Annotated in this window: 18 protein-coding genes; 7 read left to right on the top strand and 11 right to left on the bottom strand. The window is 73.7% G+C overall.

Annotated elements, in window-relative coordinates:
- Position 1: 1 nt before the first annotated feature.
- Complete coding sequence (locus tag AC1DQC_RS02060) at positions 2–829, bottom strand: SGNH/GDSL hydrolase family protein (protein WP_477049571.1); 828 nt, start codon at positions 827–829, stop codon at positions 2–4.
- Between the two features lie 6 nt (positions 830–835).
- Positions 836–1,513, bottom strand: a complete 678-nt coding sequence (locus AC1DQC_RS02065) for a uracil-DNA glycosylase (protein ID WP_477049572.1) — start codon at positions 1,511–1,513, stop codon at positions 836–838.
- Between the two features lie 130 nt (positions 1,514–1,643).
- Between AC1DQC_RS02065 and AC1DQC_RS02070 the strand changes: the two genes are divergently transcribed.
- The 3 genes from AC1DQC_RS02070 (at position 1,644) to AC1DQC_RS02080 (ending at position 2,962) form a co-directional block, all read left to right on the top strand.
- On the top strand, positions 1,644–1,952 hold the full coding sequence (locus AC1DQC_RS02070; RefSeq protein ID WP_456825372.1) for a DUF3263 domain-containing protein: 309 nt from the start codon (positions 1,644–1,646) through the stop codon (positions 1,950–1,952).
- An 84-nt stretch (positions 1,953–2,036) separates the two neighbouring features.
- Complete coding sequence (locus AC1DQC_RS02075; RefSeq protein ID WP_477049573.1) at positions 2,037–2,654, top strand: LytR C-terminal domain-containing protein; 618 nt, start codon at positions 2,037–2,039, stop codon at positions 2,652–2,654.
- A gap of 104 nt (positions 2,655–2,758) precedes the next feature.
- Positions 2,759–2,962 carry a cold-shock protein gene (locus AC1DQC_RS02080; RefSeq protein WP_056085684.1) on the top strand — a complete coding sequence of 68 codons (204 nt, stop codon included), beginning with the start codon at positions 2,759–2,761 and terminating at the stop codon, positions 2,960–2,962.
- 55 nt (positions 2,963–3,017) lie between these two features.
- On the opposite strand, the gene AC1DQC_RS02085 is transcribed toward AC1DQC_RS02080, so the two are convergent.
- Entirely contained in the window at positions 3,018–4,541 is a 1,524-nt protein-coding gene (locus tag AC1DQC_RS02085; RefSeq protein ID WP_477049574.1) for a glycoside hydrolase family 15 protein, read from the bottom strand.
- A 298-nt stretch (positions 4,542–4,839) separates the two neighbouring features.
- Here AC1DQC_RS02085 and groL point away from each other — a divergent pair, with 298 nt between their 5' ends.
- Positions 4,840–6,468 carry a chaperonin GroEL gene (gene groL, locus AC1DQC_RS02090; protein ID WP_477049575.1) on the top strand — a complete coding sequence of 543 codons (1,629 nt, stop codon included), beginning with the start codon at positions 4,840–4,842 and terminating at the stop codon, positions 6,466–6,468.
- Positions 6,469–6,565: 97 nt separating this feature from the next.
- Here the strand turns inward: groL and AC1DQC_RS02095 are convergent, their stop codons facing one another.
- A complete protein-coding gene (locus AC1DQC_RS02095; protein ID WP_477049576.1) occupies positions 6,566–7,792 on the bottom strand; it encodes a pyridoxal phosphate-dependent aminotransferase in 1,227 nt (408 codons plus the stop codon).
- A 190-nt stretch (positions 7,793–7,982) separates the two neighbouring features.
- On the opposite strand from AC1DQC_RS02095, the gene AC1DQC_RS02100 reads away from it, so the two are divergent.
- Both AC1DQC_RS02100 and atzF read left to right on the top strand, forming a co-directional pair.
- Positions 7,983–8,714, top strand: coding sequence for a GntR family transcriptional regulator (locus tag AC1DQC_RS02100; protein WP_477049577.1), 732 nt, complete (start codon positions 7,983–7,985; stop codon positions 8,712–8,714).
- A 298-nt stretch (positions 8,715–9,012) separates the two neighbouring features.
- Positions 9,013–10,788: an allophanate hydrolase gene (gene atzF / locus AC1DQC_RS02105; protein ID WP_477049578.1), complete on the top strand. Its 1,776-nt coding sequence runs from the start codon at positions 9,013–9,015 to the stop codon at positions 10,786–10,788.
- Between the two features lie 11 nt (positions 10,789–10,799).
- Here the strand turns inward: atzF and AC1DQC_RS02110 are convergent, their stop codons facing one another.
- The 5 genes from AC1DQC_RS02110 to AC1DQC_RS02130 form a co-directional block, all read right to left on the bottom strand.
- A complete protein-coding gene (locus tag AC1DQC_RS02110) occupies positions 10,800–11,075 on the bottom strand; it encodes a DUF4031 domain-containing protein (protein WP_477049579.1) in 276 nt (91 codons plus the stop codon).
- Between the two features lie 30 nt (positions 11,076–11,105).
- Positions 11,106–11,396 (bottom strand): WXG100 family type VII secretion target, encoded by a 291-nt coding sequence (locus AC1DQC_RS02115; protein WP_477049580.1) that lies wholly within the window; start codon positions 11,394–11,396, stop codon positions 11,106–11,108.
- Between the two features lie 528 nt (positions 11,397–11,924).
- Complete coding sequence (locus AC1DQC_RS02120; protein WP_477049581.1) at positions 11,925–12,710, bottom strand: HD domain-containing protein; 786 nt, start codon at positions 12,708–12,710, stop codon at positions 11,925–11,927.
- A gap of 45 nt (positions 12,711–12,755) precedes the next feature.
- Positions 12,756–14,273, bottom strand: a complete 1,518-nt coding sequence (locus tag AC1DQC_RS02125) for a sensor histidine kinase (protein ID WP_477049582.1) — start codon at positions 14,271–14,273, stop codon at positions 12,756–12,758.
- Entirely contained in the window at positions 14,270–15,013 is a 744-nt protein-coding gene (locus AC1DQC_RS02130) for a response regulator transcription factor (RefSeq protein WP_477049583.1), read from the bottom strand. Before AC1DQC_RS02130 ends, AC1DQC_RS02125 begins: the two co-directional genes overlap by 4 nt.
- A gap of 191 nt (positions 15,014–15,204) precedes the next feature.
- On the opposite strand from AC1DQC_RS02130, the gene AC1DQC_RS02135 reads away from it, so the two are divergent.
- Entirely contained in the window at positions 15,205–15,960 is a 756-nt protein-coding gene (locus AC1DQC_RS02135) for a type 1 glutamine amidotransferase (RefSeq protein WP_477049584.1), read from the top strand.
- Positions 15,961–16,194: 234 nt separating this feature from the next.
- On the opposite strand, the gene AC1DQC_RS02140 is transcribed toward AC1DQC_RS02135, so the two are convergent.
- Positions 16,195–17,844, bottom strand: a complete 1,650-nt coding sequence (locus tag AC1DQC_RS02140) for a DNA repair helicase XPB (protein ID WP_477049585.1) — start codon at positions 17,842–17,844, stop codon at positions 16,195–16,197.
- Complete coding sequence (locus AC1DQC_RS02145; protein WP_477049586.1) at positions 17,841–20,261, bottom strand: helicase-associated domain-containing protein; 2,421 nt, start codon at positions 20,259–20,261, stop codon at positions 17,841–17,843. Before AC1DQC_RS02145 ends, AC1DQC_RS02140 begins: the two co-directional genes overlap by 4 nt.
- Between the last annotated feature and the right edge of the window lie 146 nt (positions 20,262–20,407).

Genomic DNA, 20,407 nt, shown 5'->3' on the forward strand with positions numbered 1-20,407 from the left:
CTCAGTCGAGCGGCGTCAGCTCCGGCCGCTTCGGGACGCGCTCGTCGCCGGACGACTTCCCGCGCAGCCGTCGGGTCGCCCAGGGGTAGAGGTGCTCGCGCACCCAGGCGGCGTCCTCGCGGGCCTTCTTCATGCGCGGCGTGAGGGGCAGCGGGGTGAGCGGGTCGTCCCAGCCGGCGTCGTCGGGCTCCAGGCCGAGTCCGACGAGCGCCGCCTGCGCCACGCGGGCGTGCCCGTCGGTGGTGAGGTGGATGCGGTCCTCGGCCCACATGCGCCAGTCGCGCAGGGAGCGCATGCCCCAGAGGTCGACGACGTAGGCGCCGTGGCGGCGGGCCATGGACCAGATGAGCGCGTCGTAGATGGCGACGCGGCTGCGGGTGGCCTTGACCAGCGGGCTGTCGGCGGCGTCGACACCCGTGCCGAGCAGGACGTCGACGCCCGCGGTCCGGAGCCGGACGACCGCGGCCTCGAGGTTGCGCGCCATGCGGTCGACGTCGGCCGTGGGGCGCAGGATGTCGTTGCCGCCGCCGACCAGGCTGACCAGGTCGGGCTTCAGCTCGAGTGCGGCGGGCACCTGGTCGACCAGGATCGACTTGAGCAGCCGGCCGCGGATGGCCAGGTTCGCGTACAGCAGCGGCGACTCGCCGGCGGCCGTGCGGCGCTGCGACAAGTGGGACGCCAGGAGGTCGGCCCAGCCGCGCTGCGGCGCCTCGCGGCCGTCGGGGTCGTCCCACAGGCCCTCGGTGAACGAGTCGCCGATGGCGACGTACCGGGACCAGCGGGGTGCCGAGGAGGACGGTGCGGGGGAGGACTCAGTCACGGCAGACATTGTTGCTCAGGTCAGCGACCAGTCCACCGGTGCGGCTCCCTGCGCGACCAGGAGCTCGTTGACGCGGGAGAACGGGCGCGAGCCGAAGAACCCGCGGCTGGCCGACAGCGGGCTCGGGTGCACGCTCTCGACGGTCGGCACCGAGCCGAGCGCCGGCTTGAGCGACTGGGCGTCGCGTCCCCACAGCACGGCGACCAGCGGGCCGCCGCGCTCGACCAGGGCTTCGATGGCCCGGTCGGTCACGGCCTCCCAGCCGCGCCGGCGGTGCGAGGCCGGCGCGCCCGGACGGACGGTGAGGACCCGGTTCAGCAGCATGACGCCCTGGTCGGCCCACGGGGACAGGTCGCCGTTGGTCGGCGGAGCGACGCCGACGTCCGCGACGAGCTCCGTGAAGATGTTGGCGAGCGACCGCGGGAGCGGGCGCACGTCCGGCTGGACCGAGAACGAGAGGCCCATCGGGTGCCCGGGCGTGGGGTACGGGTCCTGGCCGACGACGAGCACGCGCACGTCCGCGAGCGGTCGCTGGAACGCCCGGAGCACGGCGTCGCCCGCCGGGAGGTACTGGTGGCCGGCGGCGACCTCGTCGCGCAGGAACTGGCCAGCGGCGCGCAGCTGCGGCTCGACGGGGGCGAGGGCGACGGCCCAGTCGGGCGCGACGAGCTGGTCGAGCGGCGCGGCGTTCACGCCCGCGAGGCTACCGAGTGCGGCACACGGGCGACGACGCGCCGGGCGGAATGACACCCGTGTCATTACGGTCGTACGATGCGGAGGTCGCGCTCAGCGACGAGTACAGCCGCGAGACACAGGAGGACGCATGGACGCCGCGACGATCGTCATCGGTCAGCTCCCGCAGCCCAGCAGCGCCCCCCGTCCCGACGGGCTCTCCGAGCGCGACGAGCAGGTCCTTGCGTTCGAGCGCCAGTGGTGGAAGTACGCGGGCGCCAAGGAGTCGGCCATCCGCGAGCTGTTCGACATGTCGGCCACGCGGTACTACCAGGTGCTCAACGCGCTCATCGACGACCCCGCCGCCCTCGCGCACGACCCGATGCTGATCAAGCGTCTGCGCCGCATGCGGTCCTCGCGCCAGCGGGCCCGGTCGGCCCGTCGGCTCGGCGATGCCTGAGGTCGCGACCCCCTCGCGTGACACGTCCCACGTCCGGCCACGGGTGGACCCGAGTTCACCAGCCGAGCCGTTAGCCTGTCCGGCGTGAGCAAGGCGGAGTACTCCTACCCTGAGGACGAGTTCGACGTCCCCTCGAACCCCGACGTCCCCCGCGGCGTGCATCGCGCACCCCGGTCCGCCTGGAGCAGGTGGTGGCCGTTCCTGCTCGTCCTGGTCCTCGCGCCGGCCCTCGCGTTCGCCGCGGTGAACTACGCGTCCCGCAACGGTGACCTCCCCGCGCTCCCCGGCACGTCGGACTCGCCCTCGTCGGAGGCCGACGGTGGTGCCGAGACTCCCGACGACACCGCGAGCGACGGCGCCACCGCGCCGACCGAGGGCGCGACCGAGGAGGCGCCGGCCGACTCGGAGACGGCCGCCGCACCCGACCTGAGCACCCCGGTCGAGGTGCTGAACGCCGCCAAGATCTCGGGCCTCGCGGGCACGCAGGCCGACAAGCTCACGGCCGCCGGCTTCACCGCCGTCACGACGGGCAACTTCACCGGCACCGCACCCGACGCCTCCGTCGTCTACTACGCGGCCGAGGACCAGAAAGCGACCGCCGAGCTGGTCGGCTCGACGCTCGGGGTGCCCGCGGTGACGCTGTCGCCCAGCGACGCCGGCACGGGCATCTCCGTCGTGCTGGCGACCAACCCGGACGCCTGACCGCCTCGCCCGAATCGACCCTGGTCGCCCGGGGACCGCTCCCACTAGGCTCACGCGCACCGGGCGCCGGCGGAGCGCCCGCACCGGACGTCGAGGAGTACGGCATGGCCCAGGGCATCGTGAAGTGGTTCAACGCGGAGAAGGGGTACGGCTTCATCACCCCGACGGGGGGAGGCCAGGACCTCTTCGTGCATTTCAGCGCGATCCAGTCGGACGGCTACCGCTCCCTCGAGGAGGGGCAGGACGTCGAGTTCGAGGTCGGTCAGGGCACCAAGGGGCCGCAGGCCGAGCAGGTCCGGGGCCTCTGAGCCCCGCAGGTCCCGGACGGGCCGTGCACCGACAGGTGCGCGGCCCGTCGGCGTCTCAGCCCGCGTGCCCGCCCGAGCCAGGACTGCCGGCCGGGCTGTCGAGCGCGTCCAGGGCCAGCAGCACGCACGCCGCGCTCCAGGCGAGCGGGGCGACGGCGGCGGGCGAGCCGTCCGCCAGCACCTTCTCGGGCAGCGACCCGGACGCCGTGCGGTGGCTGTCGAGGAACGTCAGCCAGTCGTCGGCCTGCGCGATGTCGCCGTTCTCGGCGGCCACCCACGCGTAGAGGGAGGTCTGCGGGGTCCAGGAGACGCCGTCCTCGCGCCAGCCTGCGCCGGGGGCGAGCCCGTTCGCCGGCCGCACCATCGCCACGGCCGACTCGCGCCACCTGTCCTCGACGCCGGGGACGGCCGTCGTGAGGAACGGCGGCAGGAGGAACGCCGTGGCTGCGTCCGCGTGCCCGCCCGCCGCATAGCGGGCGAACCCGGTGGGCCCGAAGGCCCGGATCACGGCCACCTTGGTGCGGATCGAGGCGTCGAACGCGGTCGCGGCGAGAGCGTGGTCGTCGGAGAGCTCGAGGAGGCGGGACGCCTGCTGCAGGCCGGCGACCAGCGGGGCGACCGTGCCGAGCGTGAGCGCGTCCTCGGGGACCTCCCAGTAGTCGGGCGACGCCGGGGGCAGCCCCTCGCGGCCGACGAGGTCCAGCACGTGGCGGGTGGACCGGGTCACCATCGGCTGGAGCTGCGCGACCGCCGCATCCCGTTCGGTGGGGTCCGTGATCTCGTCGACGACGAGCCCCGCGGCCCACAGCGCCCAGCCCGTGCCGTCCGTCTGCACGCCGCGCTGGTCGGGCGGCCCGGAGCCGTCGGGCAGGTAGCGGGCCTGGAACGATCCGTCCGCCGACTGCACCCGGTCGAGGAACCCGAGGATCTCCAGGGCGTCGTCGGTGTGCCCGGTGCGCGCCAGAGCGACGGCGACGAACGACGCGTCGCGCGGCCAGACGTACCGCCACTTGTCCGACCAGCCGGCGACCGCCGCGCCGCCGGGGAGCGTCAGGGCGTGGAGGTCGAGCAGGGCTCCGCGGGCCATGTCGTCGTAGGGGCCGCCCGACCCCGGGACGCGTCCCGACGCCAGCCACGCCCGCTGCCGCTGCGCCACGGTGGCCGCGGCAGGAGCCGTCGCGCCGTGCCCCGTGGCCACGCGCTCGCCCAGCAGGCGCGCCAGCGTGGTCGCCGCGGGATCCACCACGCGGGTGCCGGCCAGGAACGTGACGTCGGTGCCGGTGGCCAGCGGGGCGCGCAGTCCGCCGGGGAGCGTGGTGAGACCCTCGAGGTAGAGGGGGATGGTCGCGTAGGAGGCGGGCTCGGCGGTGGTGGTGGGCCGCGGTGCGGTCGTCGGCTCGGTTGCCAGGGCGCCGGCGGAGGGGGTGGYGACGAGCGACGCCGTGGTGGCGACGAGCACGGCGGCGGCCACCGCTGCGCCCGCGCGCGGGCTGCCGGCCCGGTGCGCGCGCCGGGTGCGCGGGGCCGACGCAGGGGCGTCGGTGACCGCTGCATCGACGTCGTCGTCGTGACCTTGCACACGCGCACGATAGTCCCGGGCCGGATCGTCCATGACCGAACGGCCGCACCGATGACCCGCGCGAGGGCGGCCGAGGGCGTCCCGCTGGCCCCGCGGGGGACCTCGCCGGCAGCGAACGCTGCTTGCACTCTCGGGGGTCGAGTGCTAACCATTGACTTAGCACTCTCCGGTGGAGAGTGACAGAACCACCCCGGCCGTCCGGTGAGGGCCGTCGCACGCGGGACAAGACCGCGGGTGACGTGCCCGTCCGTCGCGGGCACCCTCGGCCGACCCGAACCCAGTGAAGGATCACAGCCCCATGGCCAAGATCATTGCCTTCAACGAGGAGGCCCGCCGCGGCATCGAGCGGGGACTCAACATCCTCGCCGACACCGTCAAGGTCACCCTCGGCCCGAAGGGCCGCAACGTCGTCCTGGACAAGAAGTGGGGCGCCCCCACGATCACCAACGACGGCGTCTCCATCGCCAAGGAGATCGACCTCGAGGACCCCTTCGAGAAGATCGGTGCGGAGCTCGTCAAGGAGGTCGCCAAGAAGACGGACGACGTCGCTGGCGACGGCACCACCACCGCCACCGTGCTCGCCCAGGCGCTCGTGCGCGAGGGCCTGCGCAACGTCGCGGCCGGCGCCAACCCGATCGCGCTGAAGAAGGGCATCGAGAAGGCCGTCGAGGCCGTCACCGCTGCCCTGCTCGCGCAGGCGAAGGACGTCGAGACCAAGGAGGAGATCGCCGCCACGGCCGCCATCTCCGCCGGCGACCAGGCGATCGGCGACCTCATCGCCGAGGCGCTCGACAAGGTCGGCAAGGAAGGCGTCATCACGGTCGAGGAGTCCAGCGCGCTGGGCCTCGAGCTCGAGCTCACCGAGGGCATGCGCTTCGACAAGGGATTCCTGTCGGCGTACTTCGTGACCGACCCGGAGCGCCAGGAGGCCGTCCTCGAGGACGCGTACGTCCTGCTCGTCGAGTCGAAGATCTCGAACGTCAAGGACCTGCTGCCGCTGCTGGAGAAGGTCATCCAGGCCGGCAAGCCGCTGTTCATCGTCGCCGAGGACGTCGAGGGCGAGGCCCTGGCCACGCTCGTCGTCAACAAGATCCGTGGCCTGTTCAAGTCGGTCGCCGTCAAGGCTCCCGGCTTCGGCGACCGCCGCAAGGCGATGCTGCAGGACATGGCCATCCTCACCGGCGGCCAGGTCGTCTCCGAGACCGTCGGTCTCAAGCTCGACACGGTGGGCCTCGAGGTCCTCGGTACGGCGCGCAAGATCGTCGTCACCAAGGACGAGACCACGATCGTCGAGGGCTCCGGCGACGCCGCCCAGATCCAGGGCCGCGTCTCGCAGATCCGTGCCGAGATCGAGAACTCCGACTCGGACTACGACCGCGAGAAGCTCCAGGAGCGCCTCGCCAAGCTCGCCGGTGGCGTCGCCGTCATCAAGGCGGGCGCGGCCACCGAGGTCGAGCTCAAGGAGCGCAAGCACCGCATCGAGGACGCCGTGCGCAACGCCAAGGCGGCCGTCGAGGAGGGCATCGTCGCCGGTGGTGGCGTGGCGCTCATCCAGGCCGGCAAGACCGCGTTCGAGGGCCTCAAGCTCGAGGGCGACGAGGCGACCGGTGCCGCGATCGTGAAGCTCGCGATCGAGGCTCCCCTCAAGCAGATCGCGATCAACGCCGGGCTCGAGGGTGGCGTCGTGGCCGAGAAGGTGCGCAACCTCCCCGTGGGTCACGGCCTCAACGCCGCGACCAACACGTACGAGGACCTGCTCGCCGCGGGCGTCAACGACCCGGTGAAGGTCACGCGCTCCGCCCTGCAGAACGCGGCCTCGATCGCCGCGCTGTTCCTCACCACCGAGGCCGTCGTGGCCGACAAGCCGGAGCGCAACAACGCGCCGGCCGGTGGCGGTGGCGGCGAGGACTTCGGCGGCGGGTTCTGATCCGCTGACGCGAGTCGCGCGGCCTGACGGTCGCACCAGCTAGACGGCGAAGGGCCGGTCACCTCCGGGTGACCGGCCCTTCGTGCGCGCCGGGGAACTACTGGCGGTAGCTCGACAGGAAATTGCCCATCCGCTCGATCGCCTCGGCCAGCACGCGGGCCTCGGGGAGGGTCACGATGCGCAGGTGGTCCGGCGTCGGCCAGTTGAAGCCCGTGCCCTGCACCAGCAGGATGTGCTCGCTCACCAGCAGGTCGTAGACCAGGCGGGCGTCGTCGCGGATCTCGTGGACCTCGGGGTCGAGCCGCGGGAACAGGTACAGCGCGCCGTCCGGGCGGACGCAGTCGACGCCCGGGATGGAGGTCAGGCCCCGATAGGCCACGTCGCGCTGCTCGTGGAGGCGGCCGCCCGGAGCGATGAGGGCGTCGATGCTCTGGATCCCGCCGAGCGCGGCCTGGACCGCGTGCTGCGCCGGGACGTTGGGGCACAGGCGGGTGGAGGCCAGCAGCGTGATGCCCTCGAGGAAGCCGGTGGCGTGCGCGCGGGGCCCGGTCACCACGAGCCAGCCGGAGCGGTACCCGGCCACGCGGTACGTCTTGGACAGGCCGTTGAACGTCAGGCAGAGCAGGTCCGGCGCCACCGTCGCCATGGGGATGTGCTGCGCGCCGTCGAACAGGATCCGGTCGTAGATCTCGTCGGACAGCACGAGCAGGCTGTGCTCGCGGGCGATCGCGGCGATGCCCTCGAGCACCTCGCGCGAGTAGACGGCGCCCGTGGGGTTGTTGGGGTTGATGACCACGATGGCCTTGGTCCGCGGGCCGACGAGCGACCGGATGTGCTCGAGGTCGGGCTCCCAACCGTTCGACTCGTCGCACCGGTAGTGCACCGGGACGCCGTCGGACAGTGACGTCATCGCGGTCCACAGCGGGTAGTCGGGCGACGGGATGAGCACCTCGTCGCCCTCGTCGAGGAGCGCCTGCATGACCATCGTGATGAGCTCGGAGACGCCGTTGCCCAGGTACACGTCGTCGACGTCGATCTCGGGGAAGCCGGGTTCGGTCTCGTACCGCGTGACCACCGCGCGGCGGGCGCTGAGGATGCCGCGCGAGTCGGTGTAGCCGTGCGCGTGCGGGATCGCGGCGATGACGTCGCGGACGATCTGGTGCGGTGCCTCGAACCCGAACGCCGCCGGGTTGCCGGTGTTGAGCCGCAGGATCGTGTGGCCCTCGGCCTCGAGCCGGACGACCTCGTCCAGGGCGGACCCGCGGATCTCGTAGAGGACGTTCTTCAGCTTCGACGACTGGTCGAGCGGGCGCAGCGGCGGCATCGGTCGAGCGTATCGCCGGCCGCGGCGCCGCCTCGAAACAGTCCGTTCACGGAGATCAGGGTGCGCCGGAAACCGCCGCTGAGTACGGTCGACCGGTGGGCACAGCGAGGTATACAGGCCGGGACACGGCTGTTCAGCGGGGGCGGTCGTCCGGCCGCGGACCTGCTCCCCGACGATCGGCGGCGGCCTCGTGACCACCAGCACGGGCGGGACGACCGGTCCGACGGCGTCCGCAGGGCAGCCCTCCGGAGAGGCGCGCTCGCTCCGCGACACCGTGTACCAGCAGCTGCGCGACGAGATCCTCAACGGCCGCATCTCGCCCCGCGAGCGGCTCACCGAGCCGAAGCTGGGCAAGGCGTTCGACGTGTCCCGCACGCCGGTGCGTGAGGCGCTCTCGCGGCTGCTCTCCGACGGGTTGGTCGAGCGCACGGACTTCGGCTACGCGGTCGTGGTGCCGAGCCTCGAGGACCTGCGCAACCTGTACGAGCTGCGCATCACCCTCGAGCTGCGGGGGATCGGCAGGGCGATCGAGAACCCCGAGGTCCGCCACGACGAGCAACTGCTCCGCTCCGAGCAGGAGCGGTGGGCCGAGCTGCGCGACGCCCCGCCCGAGCCGGACGCCAGCTTCGTGCTGTTCGACGAGGGCTTCCACCAGACCCTCTCGCGGTCGTCCGGCAACACGCAGCTCACCGACGCGCTCGTCACCGTCAACCACAAGATCCGGGCCGTCCGGATGCACGACTTCGTCGAGCCCGAGCGGATCACCGCGACCATCGACGAGCACCTCGAGATCCTGCGGCTCGTCCTGGCTCGCGAGCTGCCGTCCGCGCTGACTGCGCTGCACAAGCACGTCGGCGAGTCCCTCGAGGTGGTCATGGAGCGGGCGACGACATCGATGACCCGGATGGCGCTGGCCGGCTGACCCGCCGGTTCGCGCTGCTGGCCGACTGACCCGCCGGTTCGCGCTGCTGGCCGACTGAACCGCCGGTCCGCGCCGCGTAACGCGTCGTTTACCCGCCGGCCGGGGACGAGAAACACCCCGGACGTACGGTACGGATACCGGGGTGTATACACTCCGTGCCGTCGCGGTCCCCCACAGATGACCGCGTCCCCGGCCCGCGACCGTCCACGACCCCGGGAGAGCCCGTGCCCGCCTTCGTCGCCCCCGTCGACCGCCGCTCGCCCTGCCCGGGCCCGGACGCGAGCACGGCGGTCGCTGAGTGAGGACCGTGCAGAACCCGGGTCGCGAGGAGACCGCTCGCCCACCCCGCGGCGCCGACCCGATGGGCCCGGCCGAGCGACGGGTCGTGGCGGCGTACAGCCGGATCGCCGAGGTCGACCGCCCGGAGGTCTGGATCGCGCTCCTGCCCGAGGCCGACGCGCGCGCAGCCGCTCGCTCGGTCGACGCGCGGATCGCTGCCGGCGAGGTCCTCCCGCTCGCGGGCACGACCCTGGCCGTCAAGGACAACATCGACGTCAGAGGACTGCCGACGACCGCCGCGTGCCCCTCCTACGCGACGGATCCCGCCGGTCGACCGGGTCCGGCCGCCACGACCGCGCCCGCCGTCCAGGCGCTCGTCGACGCGGGCGCCGTGGTGCTCGGCAAGACGAACCTCGACCAGTTCGCGACCGGGCTGGTCGGTGTCCGCAGCCCGTACGGCGCCGTGCGCCACGCGACGCTCCCCGACCGGGTGTCCGGCGGCTCCAGCTCCGGCTCCGCGGTGGCGGTCGCCCTGGGCATCGCCGACATCGGCATCGGCACCGACACCGCCGGGTCGGGGCGCGTGCCGGCCGCGTTCGGCGGGCTGGTCGGCATCAAGTCGACCATCGGCCTGGTGCCGACGACGGGCGTCGTCCCCGCGTGCCGCAGCTACGACGTGGTCACCACGTTCACGCGCGACCTCGCGCTCGGCGCCCTGGCCACACGCCTGATGACCGGTGCCGACCCGCGGGACCCCGGCCGCCGCGCGTGGCCGGTCGACGTCCGGCTGGGTCTGCGGTCGGCGCCGGTGGTGGCGGTGCCGCGCGACGAGGACCTCGCACCGCTCTCGCCGGGCTGGCGCGCCGCGTTCGCCGCCGCCGTGACGTCCGCGGAGGCCGCGGGCGCCCGCATCCGGACGGTCGACATCTCCGCCATGCTCGCCGCCGCGCGTCTGCTCTACGACGGGGCGATCGTCGCGGAGCGCTACGAGGCCGTGGGCGCCTTCCTCGCGGGCGCGCCGGACGCCGACCCGACCGTGCGGTCGATCATCATGGCCGGCCGCGACACACCCGCTCACGCCTACGTCGACGACCGCGCGCGCCTGGCGGCCGCGAAGGTGGAGGCCGCCACCGTGCTCGAGGGGTGCGACCTGCTCCTTCTGCCGACCACCACCGAGCACCCGACGATCGCCGCGGTCCAGTCCGAGCCGGTCGCGATCAACCGCCGCCTCGGCACCTACACGAACTTCGTCAACCTCCTCGACATGGCGGCCGTCGCCGTCCCGGCCGGAGAGGCGGACGGGGGGCCCTTCGGCATCACTGTGCTGTCCCGGGCGTTCGACGACCAGCTCGCCCTCGACCTCGCCGCCCGCCTGCTCGAGGTCGACAGCCCGCTGGTCGTCGAGGCAGGCGTCGACCTCCTCGTGGTCGGTGCCCACCTGCGCGGCCAGCCGCTCAACCGCGAGCTCGAGGAGCTGGGCGGGCGGTTCGGCCGGGCGGTCACGACGTCCGACGCCTACCGCCTCGTCGCGCTCGACACGGGGCCCCGCAAGCCCGGGCTCCTGCGCGTCGGACCGGGCGCGGGAGCCCCGATCGCCGGCGAGGTCTGGCGTCTCTCGGCCGGGGCCCTCGGAACGCTGCTCGCCGCGCTGCCCGCCCCGATGTCCCTCGGCCAGGTGGAGCTGGCCGACGGCACGTGGGTGGTCGGCTTCGGGTGCACGGTCGAGTCCGGCGCCGCCGGTACCGACATCACCGCAGCCGGGGGATGGGTGGCGGCGCTCCGGCATGGCTGGTGAGTCGCCGGTGGCTAGTGGTGCCGACCGCGGTCCCGCGCCGGGACGCGCAGCCCGGAGGCCCGCAGCCGCGTGATCAGCTCCTTGGCGCTGACCGGCTGCGCGCCGAGCGCCACGAGCTCGTCGATCCGCTGGTCGGGCACGTCGTAGTGGTCGAGGTCGAACCCCCGCGGAGGGATCCCCGCCCGAGCGGCGAACGCGTGCAGCTCCTCGAGCGACGAGTCGCTGACCAGGTGGGCCCAGAGCATGCCGTGGTTCGGCCACATCGGCGGGTCCACGAGCACGGTCACGGCCCGAGCGTAGGCGCGGCTGTCGCCCCGTCACACGCTGAACAGCCGCGACGCCTGCGACTCCGCCTCGGCATAGGTGCGCGCGGCCGACTGCATCGCCGCCACGATCTGCTCCAGTGACGCGTCGAGGCGCGTCTCGGTGGCGGACCAGTCGGCGAGGACGCCGCTGAACGCCGTGGCGGCGGCGCCGCGCCATGAGCCCTGCAGGTCGGCCAGCTGCCGGTGCATCGCCGCCACCTCGCTGCGGATGGTGCCGGCGCGCGCCTGCACGCTCGCCGCCGCCTGGGCGACCTGCGCGCTGTCGACCTCGTATCTGCTCATGGCACCTCCGTCGCCGGCGGCCGAGCTGGTCCCGACCGATGTGCGACGACGCTAGGAGAAGCGACCGTGCGCGGGATTCGGGGGGCGAGAGAACGGTGCGCGTCGCCGCAGCAACCGGGGGCTGTGGGCGGCTCGGCGAGGCAACTGCCGGCCGCAAGGCAACAGGCGAGCGCCTAGCAAGGCGCGAGCGCGGGCACAGGCACGCCTGGCAACAGGCGGGCGGCGAGGCGCCAGGCGCGCGCCGCGCATCAGGCGGGAACGAGCGGGCGCCGGGCCAACAGGAGACAGGCGCAAGCCGAAGGCGTGGCTTCGGCCCGGGTCGGGGGCACCGCTGCACCCCGACCCGGGACCGTCCAGCACCTCGGTCATCACACGACCCGCAGCCCGACCAGAGACCTGCAAGGCGATGCACCGCGAGAGCGCTCCCACAGAGTACGCGGCCCGACGACGAGACACCAGCGTCCCGACACCGGCGAGCCCAGGGACGACGTCCGGAAGGTGCCCGGACGTCGTCCCCGACGAGGATCGTCAGGTGTGCGCGGCCGTCGACCCCTCGGCGGGGCTGCCGTAGCCAGCGGCCCCGGACGCCGCGGGCGCCTCGGCAGCGGCAGCCGCCGCGGCGGCATCGATCGCGCGCAGCTCCTTCTCGAGCCGCTGCAGCTCACCGGAGAGGTTCTGCCGCGCGGGCTCCTCCCACGCGGCTCCGAGCGGGCTGACGAACAGCGACGGCCGGGCCAGGAGCTTGTGCAGGATGCGGACGCGGGCCCGCAGGTAGTCCTCGACGGGCAGGTGGGCGTACTCCGTGCGGATGTCCTGCACGTACGCCTTGTACTTCTGGGGCTCGGTGGCGAGCATCGCGAGGTCGGCGTCGCACAGCACGGCGCAGTCCGAGTCCGCGGGGTTGGGGGTGTGGCGGACCAGGGCGACGACGAGGTCGTGGACGCGCTGCGCGTGCTTCTCGGGGACGCCGAGGGCCGTGAGCTCGTCGAACGCCAGGCGCGCGCTCGCGATCTCGTCCTCGCCGCCGCGGTTGGCGTAGGCCTTGCGGTCGGCGGCGTCGAAGATCGCGCCGTGGTACCAGGCGGCGAGCCGCACGATGTCGGGCCGGTGCGTCTCCTCGGCCAGCTCGTCGACCCTGCTCAGCACGTCGACCAGGTGCCTCAGGTTGTGGAAGGAGCGGCCGGGGGAGCCCCAACGATCGACCAGCGCCTGCCCGGCGTCGCGGATCTGCTCGGTCGGGGCGGTGGCGCCGGCCCCGACGGCACTGCGGACATACGCGGACAACAACCACTGCGGTGCGTCATGGACGCCCATGAAGTTCAGCCTTACATCGACGGTAGGAACCCGCCATGGTAGCCCTCAGACCTGTGCCTCGCGGGACGGCACCGGGAGGGTGACCCGGACGGTCGTCCCCCCTCCGGGTGTCTGCTCCAGGCTCACGGTTCCGTGGTGCGCGTCGACGATCGCGGCGACGATCGCCATGCCCAGGCCGGCCCMGCCGGAGTCGCGTCCGCGGCTGGCGTCGACCCGGTAGAACCGCTCGAACACGCGCGCCGCGTGCTCGGGGTCGATGCCGGGCCCGTGGTCGCGCACCTCGAGCGCGCCGTCGCCCGACGGCAGGATCCCGACCGCGATCTCCACGGGTGTGCCGGGCGGCGTGTGCTGGACGGTGTTGCCGACGAGGTTCGCGAGCACCTGCCGGAGGCGCGACTCCTCGCCGACGACGACGCACGGGCCGCCGGGCGCGCCGTCCACGAGCGGGACCAGCCGGGTCGGTCGCGAGGGGTCGAGGGCGTGCAGGTCGCTGACGGCGTCGGCGGCGAGCACGGTGAGGTCGACCGGGCCCATCTGCATAGGGCGGCCCTCGTCGACGCGGGCCAGTGCCAGCAGGTCCTCGACGAGCGCACCCATGCGGATCGCGGACTGCTCCACCCGCCGCATGGTGTCGTCGACCTGGTCGGTGGTGGTCAGGGCGCCCATCCGATAGAGCTCGCCGTAGCCGCGGATGGTGGCCAGCGGGGTGCGCAGCTCGTGGGAGGCGTCGGCGACGAAGCGGCGCATGCGCGCCTCGGAGGCGGTCTGGGCGCCGAACGCCTGCTCGATCTGCGTCAGCATCCCGTTGAGCGCGGCGCTGAGGCGGCCGACCTCGGTGTGCTCGGACGCGGCCGGCACGCGCTGGGACAGGTCTCCGTCGGCGATGGCCGCGGCGGTGGCCTCGATCTCGCGCAGGGGCTTGAGGGAGCGCCGGACGGCCCACGTCCCCGCGGCGGCGCCGAGCAGGAGGATCCCGAGGCCGCTGAGCAGCAGCACGACGCTCATGTGCTGGACGGTGCGCTGGATGTCGCCGAGCGGCAGCGCGATGACCGCCGTGCCGATCGTGCCGTCCCGCATGGTGAAGTTGTAGGCGACGGCTCGCCACTGCGATCCCGGCTCGGTCGAGGAGACGGTGAACGGGTCGCCGTTCTGGGCGCGCGCCTGGGCGATGCTGATCGACGGCACGTTCGGCGTGCCGTACTGGTCCTGCGTCGTCTCCGACTGGATCGGCAGCTCGTCGTCGCCCACCGCGTACCGCAGGTAGTAGTCGCTCGGTGTGTAGAACGGGCTGCCGGTGAGGTCGAGCTGGCTGAGCCTTTGCTGCGCGACCTGCGTGCCCTCCGTCTGGAGCTTCTTGTCGACCTGCGCCACGAGCGTGCCCTCGAGCAGCGCCGCGCTGGTGGCGCCCGCCAGCACCAGGCCGACGGCGAGCAGCACGGTGACGATGCCGACGAGGCGCGAGACCAGCGTCGTGCCGGCCCACCAGCCGCGCAGGGCGCCGAACCGGCGCCGAGGTGCGGCGGGCGGAGCCTCGGTCTCGGGGTCGAGGACCTCAGCCGTCACGACGACTCGCGCAGCAGGTAGCCCACCCCGCGCTTGGTGTGGATCAGCGGGGGCAGGCGCTGCCCGTCGGCGCCGTCGATCTGGTCGACCTTGCGGCGCAGGTAGGAGATGTAGGACTCGACGATGTTGGCGTCGCCGCCCCAGTCGTACTGCCAGACGTGGTCGAGGATCTGCGACTTCGACAGCACGCGGCCGGGGTTGAGCATGAGGTAGCGCAGCAGCTTGAACTCGGTGGGGGACAGGTCGACGGGGTGGCCGGCGCGGACCACCTCGTGGGAGTCCTCGTCGAGCTCGAGGTCGGCGTAGCGCAGGACGCTGCTGTCGTCGTCGAGACCCGGACGCGTGCGGCGCAGCACGGCGCGGATGCGCGCGACGACCTCCTCCAGGCTGAACGGCTTGGTCACGTAGTCGTCGCCGCCCACGGTGAGGCCCTGCACCTTGTCGGCGGTGTCGTCGCGCGCGGTGAGGAAGAGCACGGGCACGTGCTGACCCTTCTCGCGCAGGCGCCGCGTCACGGTGAAGCCGTCCATGTCGGGCAGCATCACGTCGAGCACCACGAGGTCCGGCTCGACCTCGCGGGCGAGGCGCAGCGCGGAACCCCCGTCGGCGGCCGCGTAGACCTCGAAGCCCGCGAAGCGCAGCGACGTCGCAAGCAGCTCGCGGATGTTCGGCTCGTCGTCGACGACGAGCAGACGCGCCTCGGGGGTGCCCGACGACGCGGTCGTGTGGGGTGTCGACATGACGCAAGTCTGGCCCGGAAGCCTGGGAGTCTGCTGGGTGAACGCCGGACGGCGGAGCACGCGCACGCTGTGATGACGCGCACGCGTAACAGATTCATCCGCCCGGCAAACATGGACGACCGACCTGCAAACGGACACATCGGTCGTCCGTTCCTTGCAGATCCGGGGTTCCGCGGGGGTACCGTCTCCGCGTGACTACCCCCCTGCACGGCGGCCCTCGCCCGGTCGTCACCGTCATCCAGAGCTCTCCGGACGTCCAGCTCGACCGCTTCGCCGACTGGCTCGGCGACGTCGAGCTGCGCATCGTCGCGGCGTTCGCCGGTGAGAGCGTTCCCGTCGCGGACGAGGTCGGCGACGGCCTCGTGGTCCTGGGCGGCCACATGTCGGCCTACGACGACGCCACGGCCACGTGGCTGCCCGAGCTGCGCGCGCTGCTCGCCGACGCCAGCACGCAGGGCGTGCCGACGCTCGGCATCTGCCTCGGCGCCCAGCTGCTCGCCGCGGCCCGTGGCGGACGCGTCCAGGTGGCGGCGCCTCCCGGGCGCGAGTCCGGCATCGTCGACGTGCGCTGGCGCCCCGAGGCCGCGGGCGACGTCGTCGTCGGCCCGGTCGCCGCCCTGGCGGACGACCGCTACCGCACGCCGCAGCCCAGCATGCACGCGGACGCGGTCGTCGACCTGCCCCGCGGTGCCGTGTGGCTCGCGTCGTCGGCGATGTACCCGTACCAGGCCTTCCGCATCGGGTCGGCGTGGGGTGTGCAGTTCCACCCCGAGGCCGGCGCCGAGACGCTGCGCGCCTGGGCCGACGGGTACGACGACGTCGACACCGAGGCCGTGCTCGCCGCCTACGCCGCGCGCGAGGCCGAGGTGACGGCCGCCGGCCGCGTGCTCGCCGAGTCGTTCGCGGCCCACGTGCGCGCGAGCGCGCAGGAGCCCGTCTCCGCCTGACGCAACGACCTCACGCAACGACAGAGCGCCCGACCCCGCCACGGGGTCGGGCGCTCTCGTCGTCTCAGCGCTCGTGGTCGGCCTGAGCCTGCGCTCCGCTGCGGGCGAGTGACGCTCCGCCCCTCACCCTCCGCTGCGCTCCGGCTCAGTGCTCGTGGTCGGCCTGAGCCTGCGCTCCGCTGCGGGCGAGTGACGCTCCGCGCCCCTCACCTCCGCTGCGCTCCGGCTCAGTCCTCAATCCTTCGCGGGGTCCAGGTCCTCGGCGTCCACGATCGAGTACGCGTACCCCTGCTCGGCCAGGAACCGCTGCCGGTGCGCGGCGAAGTCCTGGTCGACCGTGTCGCGCGCGACGACCGTGTAGAAGTGCGCGGTCCGCCCGTCGCCCTTGGGCCGCATGATCCGGCCGAGGCGCTGGGCCTCCTCCTGGCGGGAGCCGAACGAGCCGGACACCTGGATCGCGACCGACGCCTCGGGCAGGTCGATCGAGAAGTTGGCGACCTTGCTCACGACGAGCTTGGTGATCTCGCCGGAGCGGAACGCGTCGAACAGCCGCTGGCGCTCGTGGACCGTGGTCTCGCCGGTGATGAGGTCGGCGTCCAGGTGCTCCGCGAGCGTGTGCAGCTGGTCGAGGTACTGGCCGATCACCAGCGTCGGGTCACCCTCGTGCTTGGCCACCAGCTGCTCGACCACGCGGTTCTTGCCACGGGCGGTCGCGGCGAGCCGGTACTTCTCCTCCGGCTCGGCGATCGCGTAGGCCATGCGGTCGGCGTCGGGGAGCGTGAGGCGGACCTCGACGCAGTCGGCGGGCGCGATGTAGCCCTGGGCCTCGATGTCCTTCCACGGGGCGTCGAAGCGCTTGGGCCCGATGAGGCTGAACACCTCGTCCTCGCGGCCGTCCTCGCGCACGAGCGTGGCGGTCAGGCCGAGGCGTCGGCGGGCCTGCAGGTCGGCCGTCATGCGGAAGATCGGCGCCGGGAGCAGGTGGACCTCGTCGTAGACCACGAGCCCCCAGTCGCGGGCGTCGAGCAGCTCGAGGTGCGTGTACACGCCCTTCCGCTTCGTCGTCAGCACCTGGTAGGTCGCGATGGTGACCGGGCGGATCTCCTTGCGGGCGCCCGAGTACTCGCCGATCTCGTCCTCGGTCAGCGACGTGCGCTTCACCAGCTCGTCGCGCCACTGCCGGGCGCTCACGGTGTTGGTGACCAGGATCAGGGTCGTCGTCGACGAGCGCGCCATGGCACCCGCGCCGACGAGGGTCTTGCCGGCGCCGCAGGGCAGCACGACGACGCCCGAGCCGCCGTGGAAGAAGCCGTCGACGGCCTGCTTCTGGTACGGCCGCAGCTGCCAGCCGTCCTCGTGCAGGTCGATCTGGTGAGCCTCCCCGTTGACGTAGCCCGCGAGGTCCTCCGCCGGCCAACCGAGCTTGAGCAGCACCTGCTTGAGGTGGCCGCGCTCGGAGGGGTGGACGATGACGTCGGTCGCGTCGAGCCGGGCGCCCAGCAGGCCCGCGGTCCGCTTCGACCGCACGACCTCGGCGAGCACGGCCGGGTCGAGCGCGTGCAGGACGAGGCCGTGCACGGGGTCCTGCACCAGCTGCAGGCGGCCGTAGCGGGACATCGTGTCGGCGACGTCGACCAGCAGGGCGTGCGGGACCGGGTAGCGCGAGTACTCGAGCAGGACGTCGACCACCTGCTCGGCGTCGTGGCCCGCGGCGCGCGCGTTCCAGAGGCCGAGCGGGGTCAGGCGGTACGTGTGCACGTGCTCCGGGGCGCGCTCCAGCTCCGCGAACGGGGCGATGGCGCGGCGGCAGGCCTCGGCCTGGTCGTGGTCGACCTCGAGCAGGAGCGTCTTGTCGCTCTGCACGATGAGGGGGCCGTTGGTCACGAAGTCTCCTGACGATCGTCGGCTGCTTGGTCCGTCGGCGCTGGCGTCGCGCGCGTGACGGTGGCGATGCGGTGCACGGCGACCGTCAGCTCGGACTCGCGGGCGGTGTCGATGGCCCGCAGCCGCCCGCCCTCCACCCGCAGGGGTCGGAGCAGTCGCCGTTGCGGGACGCCGTGCGAGCCGACCAGCTCGACCCACACCTCGGCCTTCTCGGCCGCCGCCTCGCGCAGCAGCACCAACGCGTCGACAGGGTCCGCTGTTCCCGCCGGCGGTGGCGGCAGCGTGGGCTGGACCGCGCGGCGCACCGGGAGCGGCGGGAGCGCCCCCGGCAGGCGCTCGACCTCGTCGACGGTCCGATCGCGCTCTGCCCTGCGCAGCTGCGGCACGAGCGCGAGCAGCCGCTCGTCGCTCACCGTCTCCCGGACCGCGGCGGGGGCGATGTCGGTCGCGCGGCGACGCGCACCCGCCGCGGCCCGACGACCGACGCGGCGCACGGTCGACACGACGTGCACCACCTGTCCGTCGGGACCCTCCGCCACCGGCGCGAGACCGTGCGTCCGGAGGGCGTCGACCAGCTCGCGGACGGGCGCCTGYGCCGCCAGCACGGTCGGCGCGAGCCGGACCAGGCCGAGGGACGCCAGGCGCGGGTCCTCCGCGAGGCCCGCGAGGAGCGACGGGTCGTCGGCACGCACGTAGCTCGAGGCGGCGCCCACCCGCAGGCGGCCGTGGCGCCGGGCGGCGTCCCGGACCAGATACTCCAGGGGCTGCGGGACGCCCGACCGGGCGTGGGAGGACAGCTCGGCCAGCAGGCCGTCGGCCGTGGAGCCCGCGTCCAGCGCCCGCCGCACCGACTCCGGCGTGAACCGCACCGTGAGGGCGCCGCCGCGGGACTCGACGTGCGCGGTCCGGTCCAGCAGGTCCTCGAGCTCGGGGCTCGGTCGACCGGGGACCACGCCGGTGAGATCACCCTGCAGCAGGATCTCGTCGACCGCGGGCGGCAGCGCAGCCGCCAGGGCGTCGGCAGGGTCCGCCGGCTCGGCCCCGACCATCGGAGCGGTCTCCATCAGCAGCGCGCGGCCCGCGTCGGACAACGCTCCGGCACCCAGGATGCCGAGGCGGCCGGCCTCCACCAGGATCGCGTTCACGGCCGCCGCCGGCGGCACCGACCGCGGCGTCCGCCAGCGCAGGACCGCGACCACGTGCGCGGCGTCGAGCGCGGTCCCGGGGGGCGTCTCGGCGAGCACGTCCAGCACCGAGCGGCGCAGGCGCGGTGCCCACGTGCGCTGCAGCTCCGGGTCGAGGGCGGCTCGGACGCCTCCACGGTCGTCCCGGGTTCCGACGAGCCAGGGTGTGCGGAGCATCGAGCGCCAGGTGCGGGCCAGCGCCGCCCACCGCTCCGGCACGTCGCGGACCGCCCACTCGTCGACCGCCACGGTCGGTGCGAACGACGGGTTGTCCTCGCCGTCGTCGGTCACGAAGGCGGCTGCGCCGGCCAGCTCGATGACGAACGCCGCCTCGGCCTCGTCGGTCTCCAGCGCCATCGAGACCCGACGTAGCTCGCGCACCCCGAGGCCACCGCCGCGCAGCACCCCGGGCGGCGTGTGCTCCCACAGCCGGACCAGGCGGGCGACGAGCAGCACGATGCGCTCGCCGGCGGCCGCGGACTCGGCCGTGACCAGCGCGTGGTGCCGGATCGGGACGTCGTCGGGGACGTCGGGCGGGAACGCCGGCGCCGCGTGGGTGCGGCCGCCGCGCAGCGCGAGCGCGACCGCACGGGGCAGCACCACGTGCCGGGAGTCGCCGGGCAGCAGCAGGTGCCGGCGCAGCAGCCAGTCGACGGCCGCGGCCGCGGCGGTGCTGTTGGAGGGCGCCAGCCCGACGGGCGGACCCCAGAGCAGGGCGTCCAGCACCGGACGAGCGCCGGTGGGTGCGGTGTCGAGGAGAGCCGGCAGGTCGGTGAGGTCCACAGGCTCCGGCGTCGGACCCCGGCGGAGGCCGGCGTCGAGCGGGGCGAGACCGGCGGGGTAGGGGCCGAGGACCTCGGCCAGGCCGGGCGAGGGCAGCAGCGGGGCGTCGTCGGCGTCGGTGTCCGGATAGACCAGGGCGCCGACGACCGCAAGACGCAGCGCCCGCTCGACGAGAGCGACACCGGCGTCGTCGGTGGCGCCCAGCGCCGCGGGCAGGTCGGCCGCGGTGACGGGGCCCGGCTCCGAGAGTGCGACGACCGCCTCGAGCACCTGGAGCACGCTCGCGTCGACGCCGGCCAACGCGCGCTCGAGGCTCGACCGGCTGGTGGCGCGGACCGCGAGCGACGACAGTGTCGCGGGCGACGGCGAGGCCAGGTCCGGCCGGCTGCGCAGCAGAGCGACGAGCTCGTCGTCGCTGCGTTCGCGCAGGTAACCGGTGAACGTGGGCATCCGCACAACCTTACGTGGCGCTCGTGGTGTGCGGGGGGCCGACTACCGACCGGTCACGGCAAGCGGCCGCCGTCTGGCAGTCTCCGTCGTACGCCGCGAGCTGCTGGTTCGCGGTCGGTCATCCGCATCCCGCACACCGGAGGTCC

It is taken from the genome of Cellulomonas sp. P4_H12 (assembly GCF_056400905.1).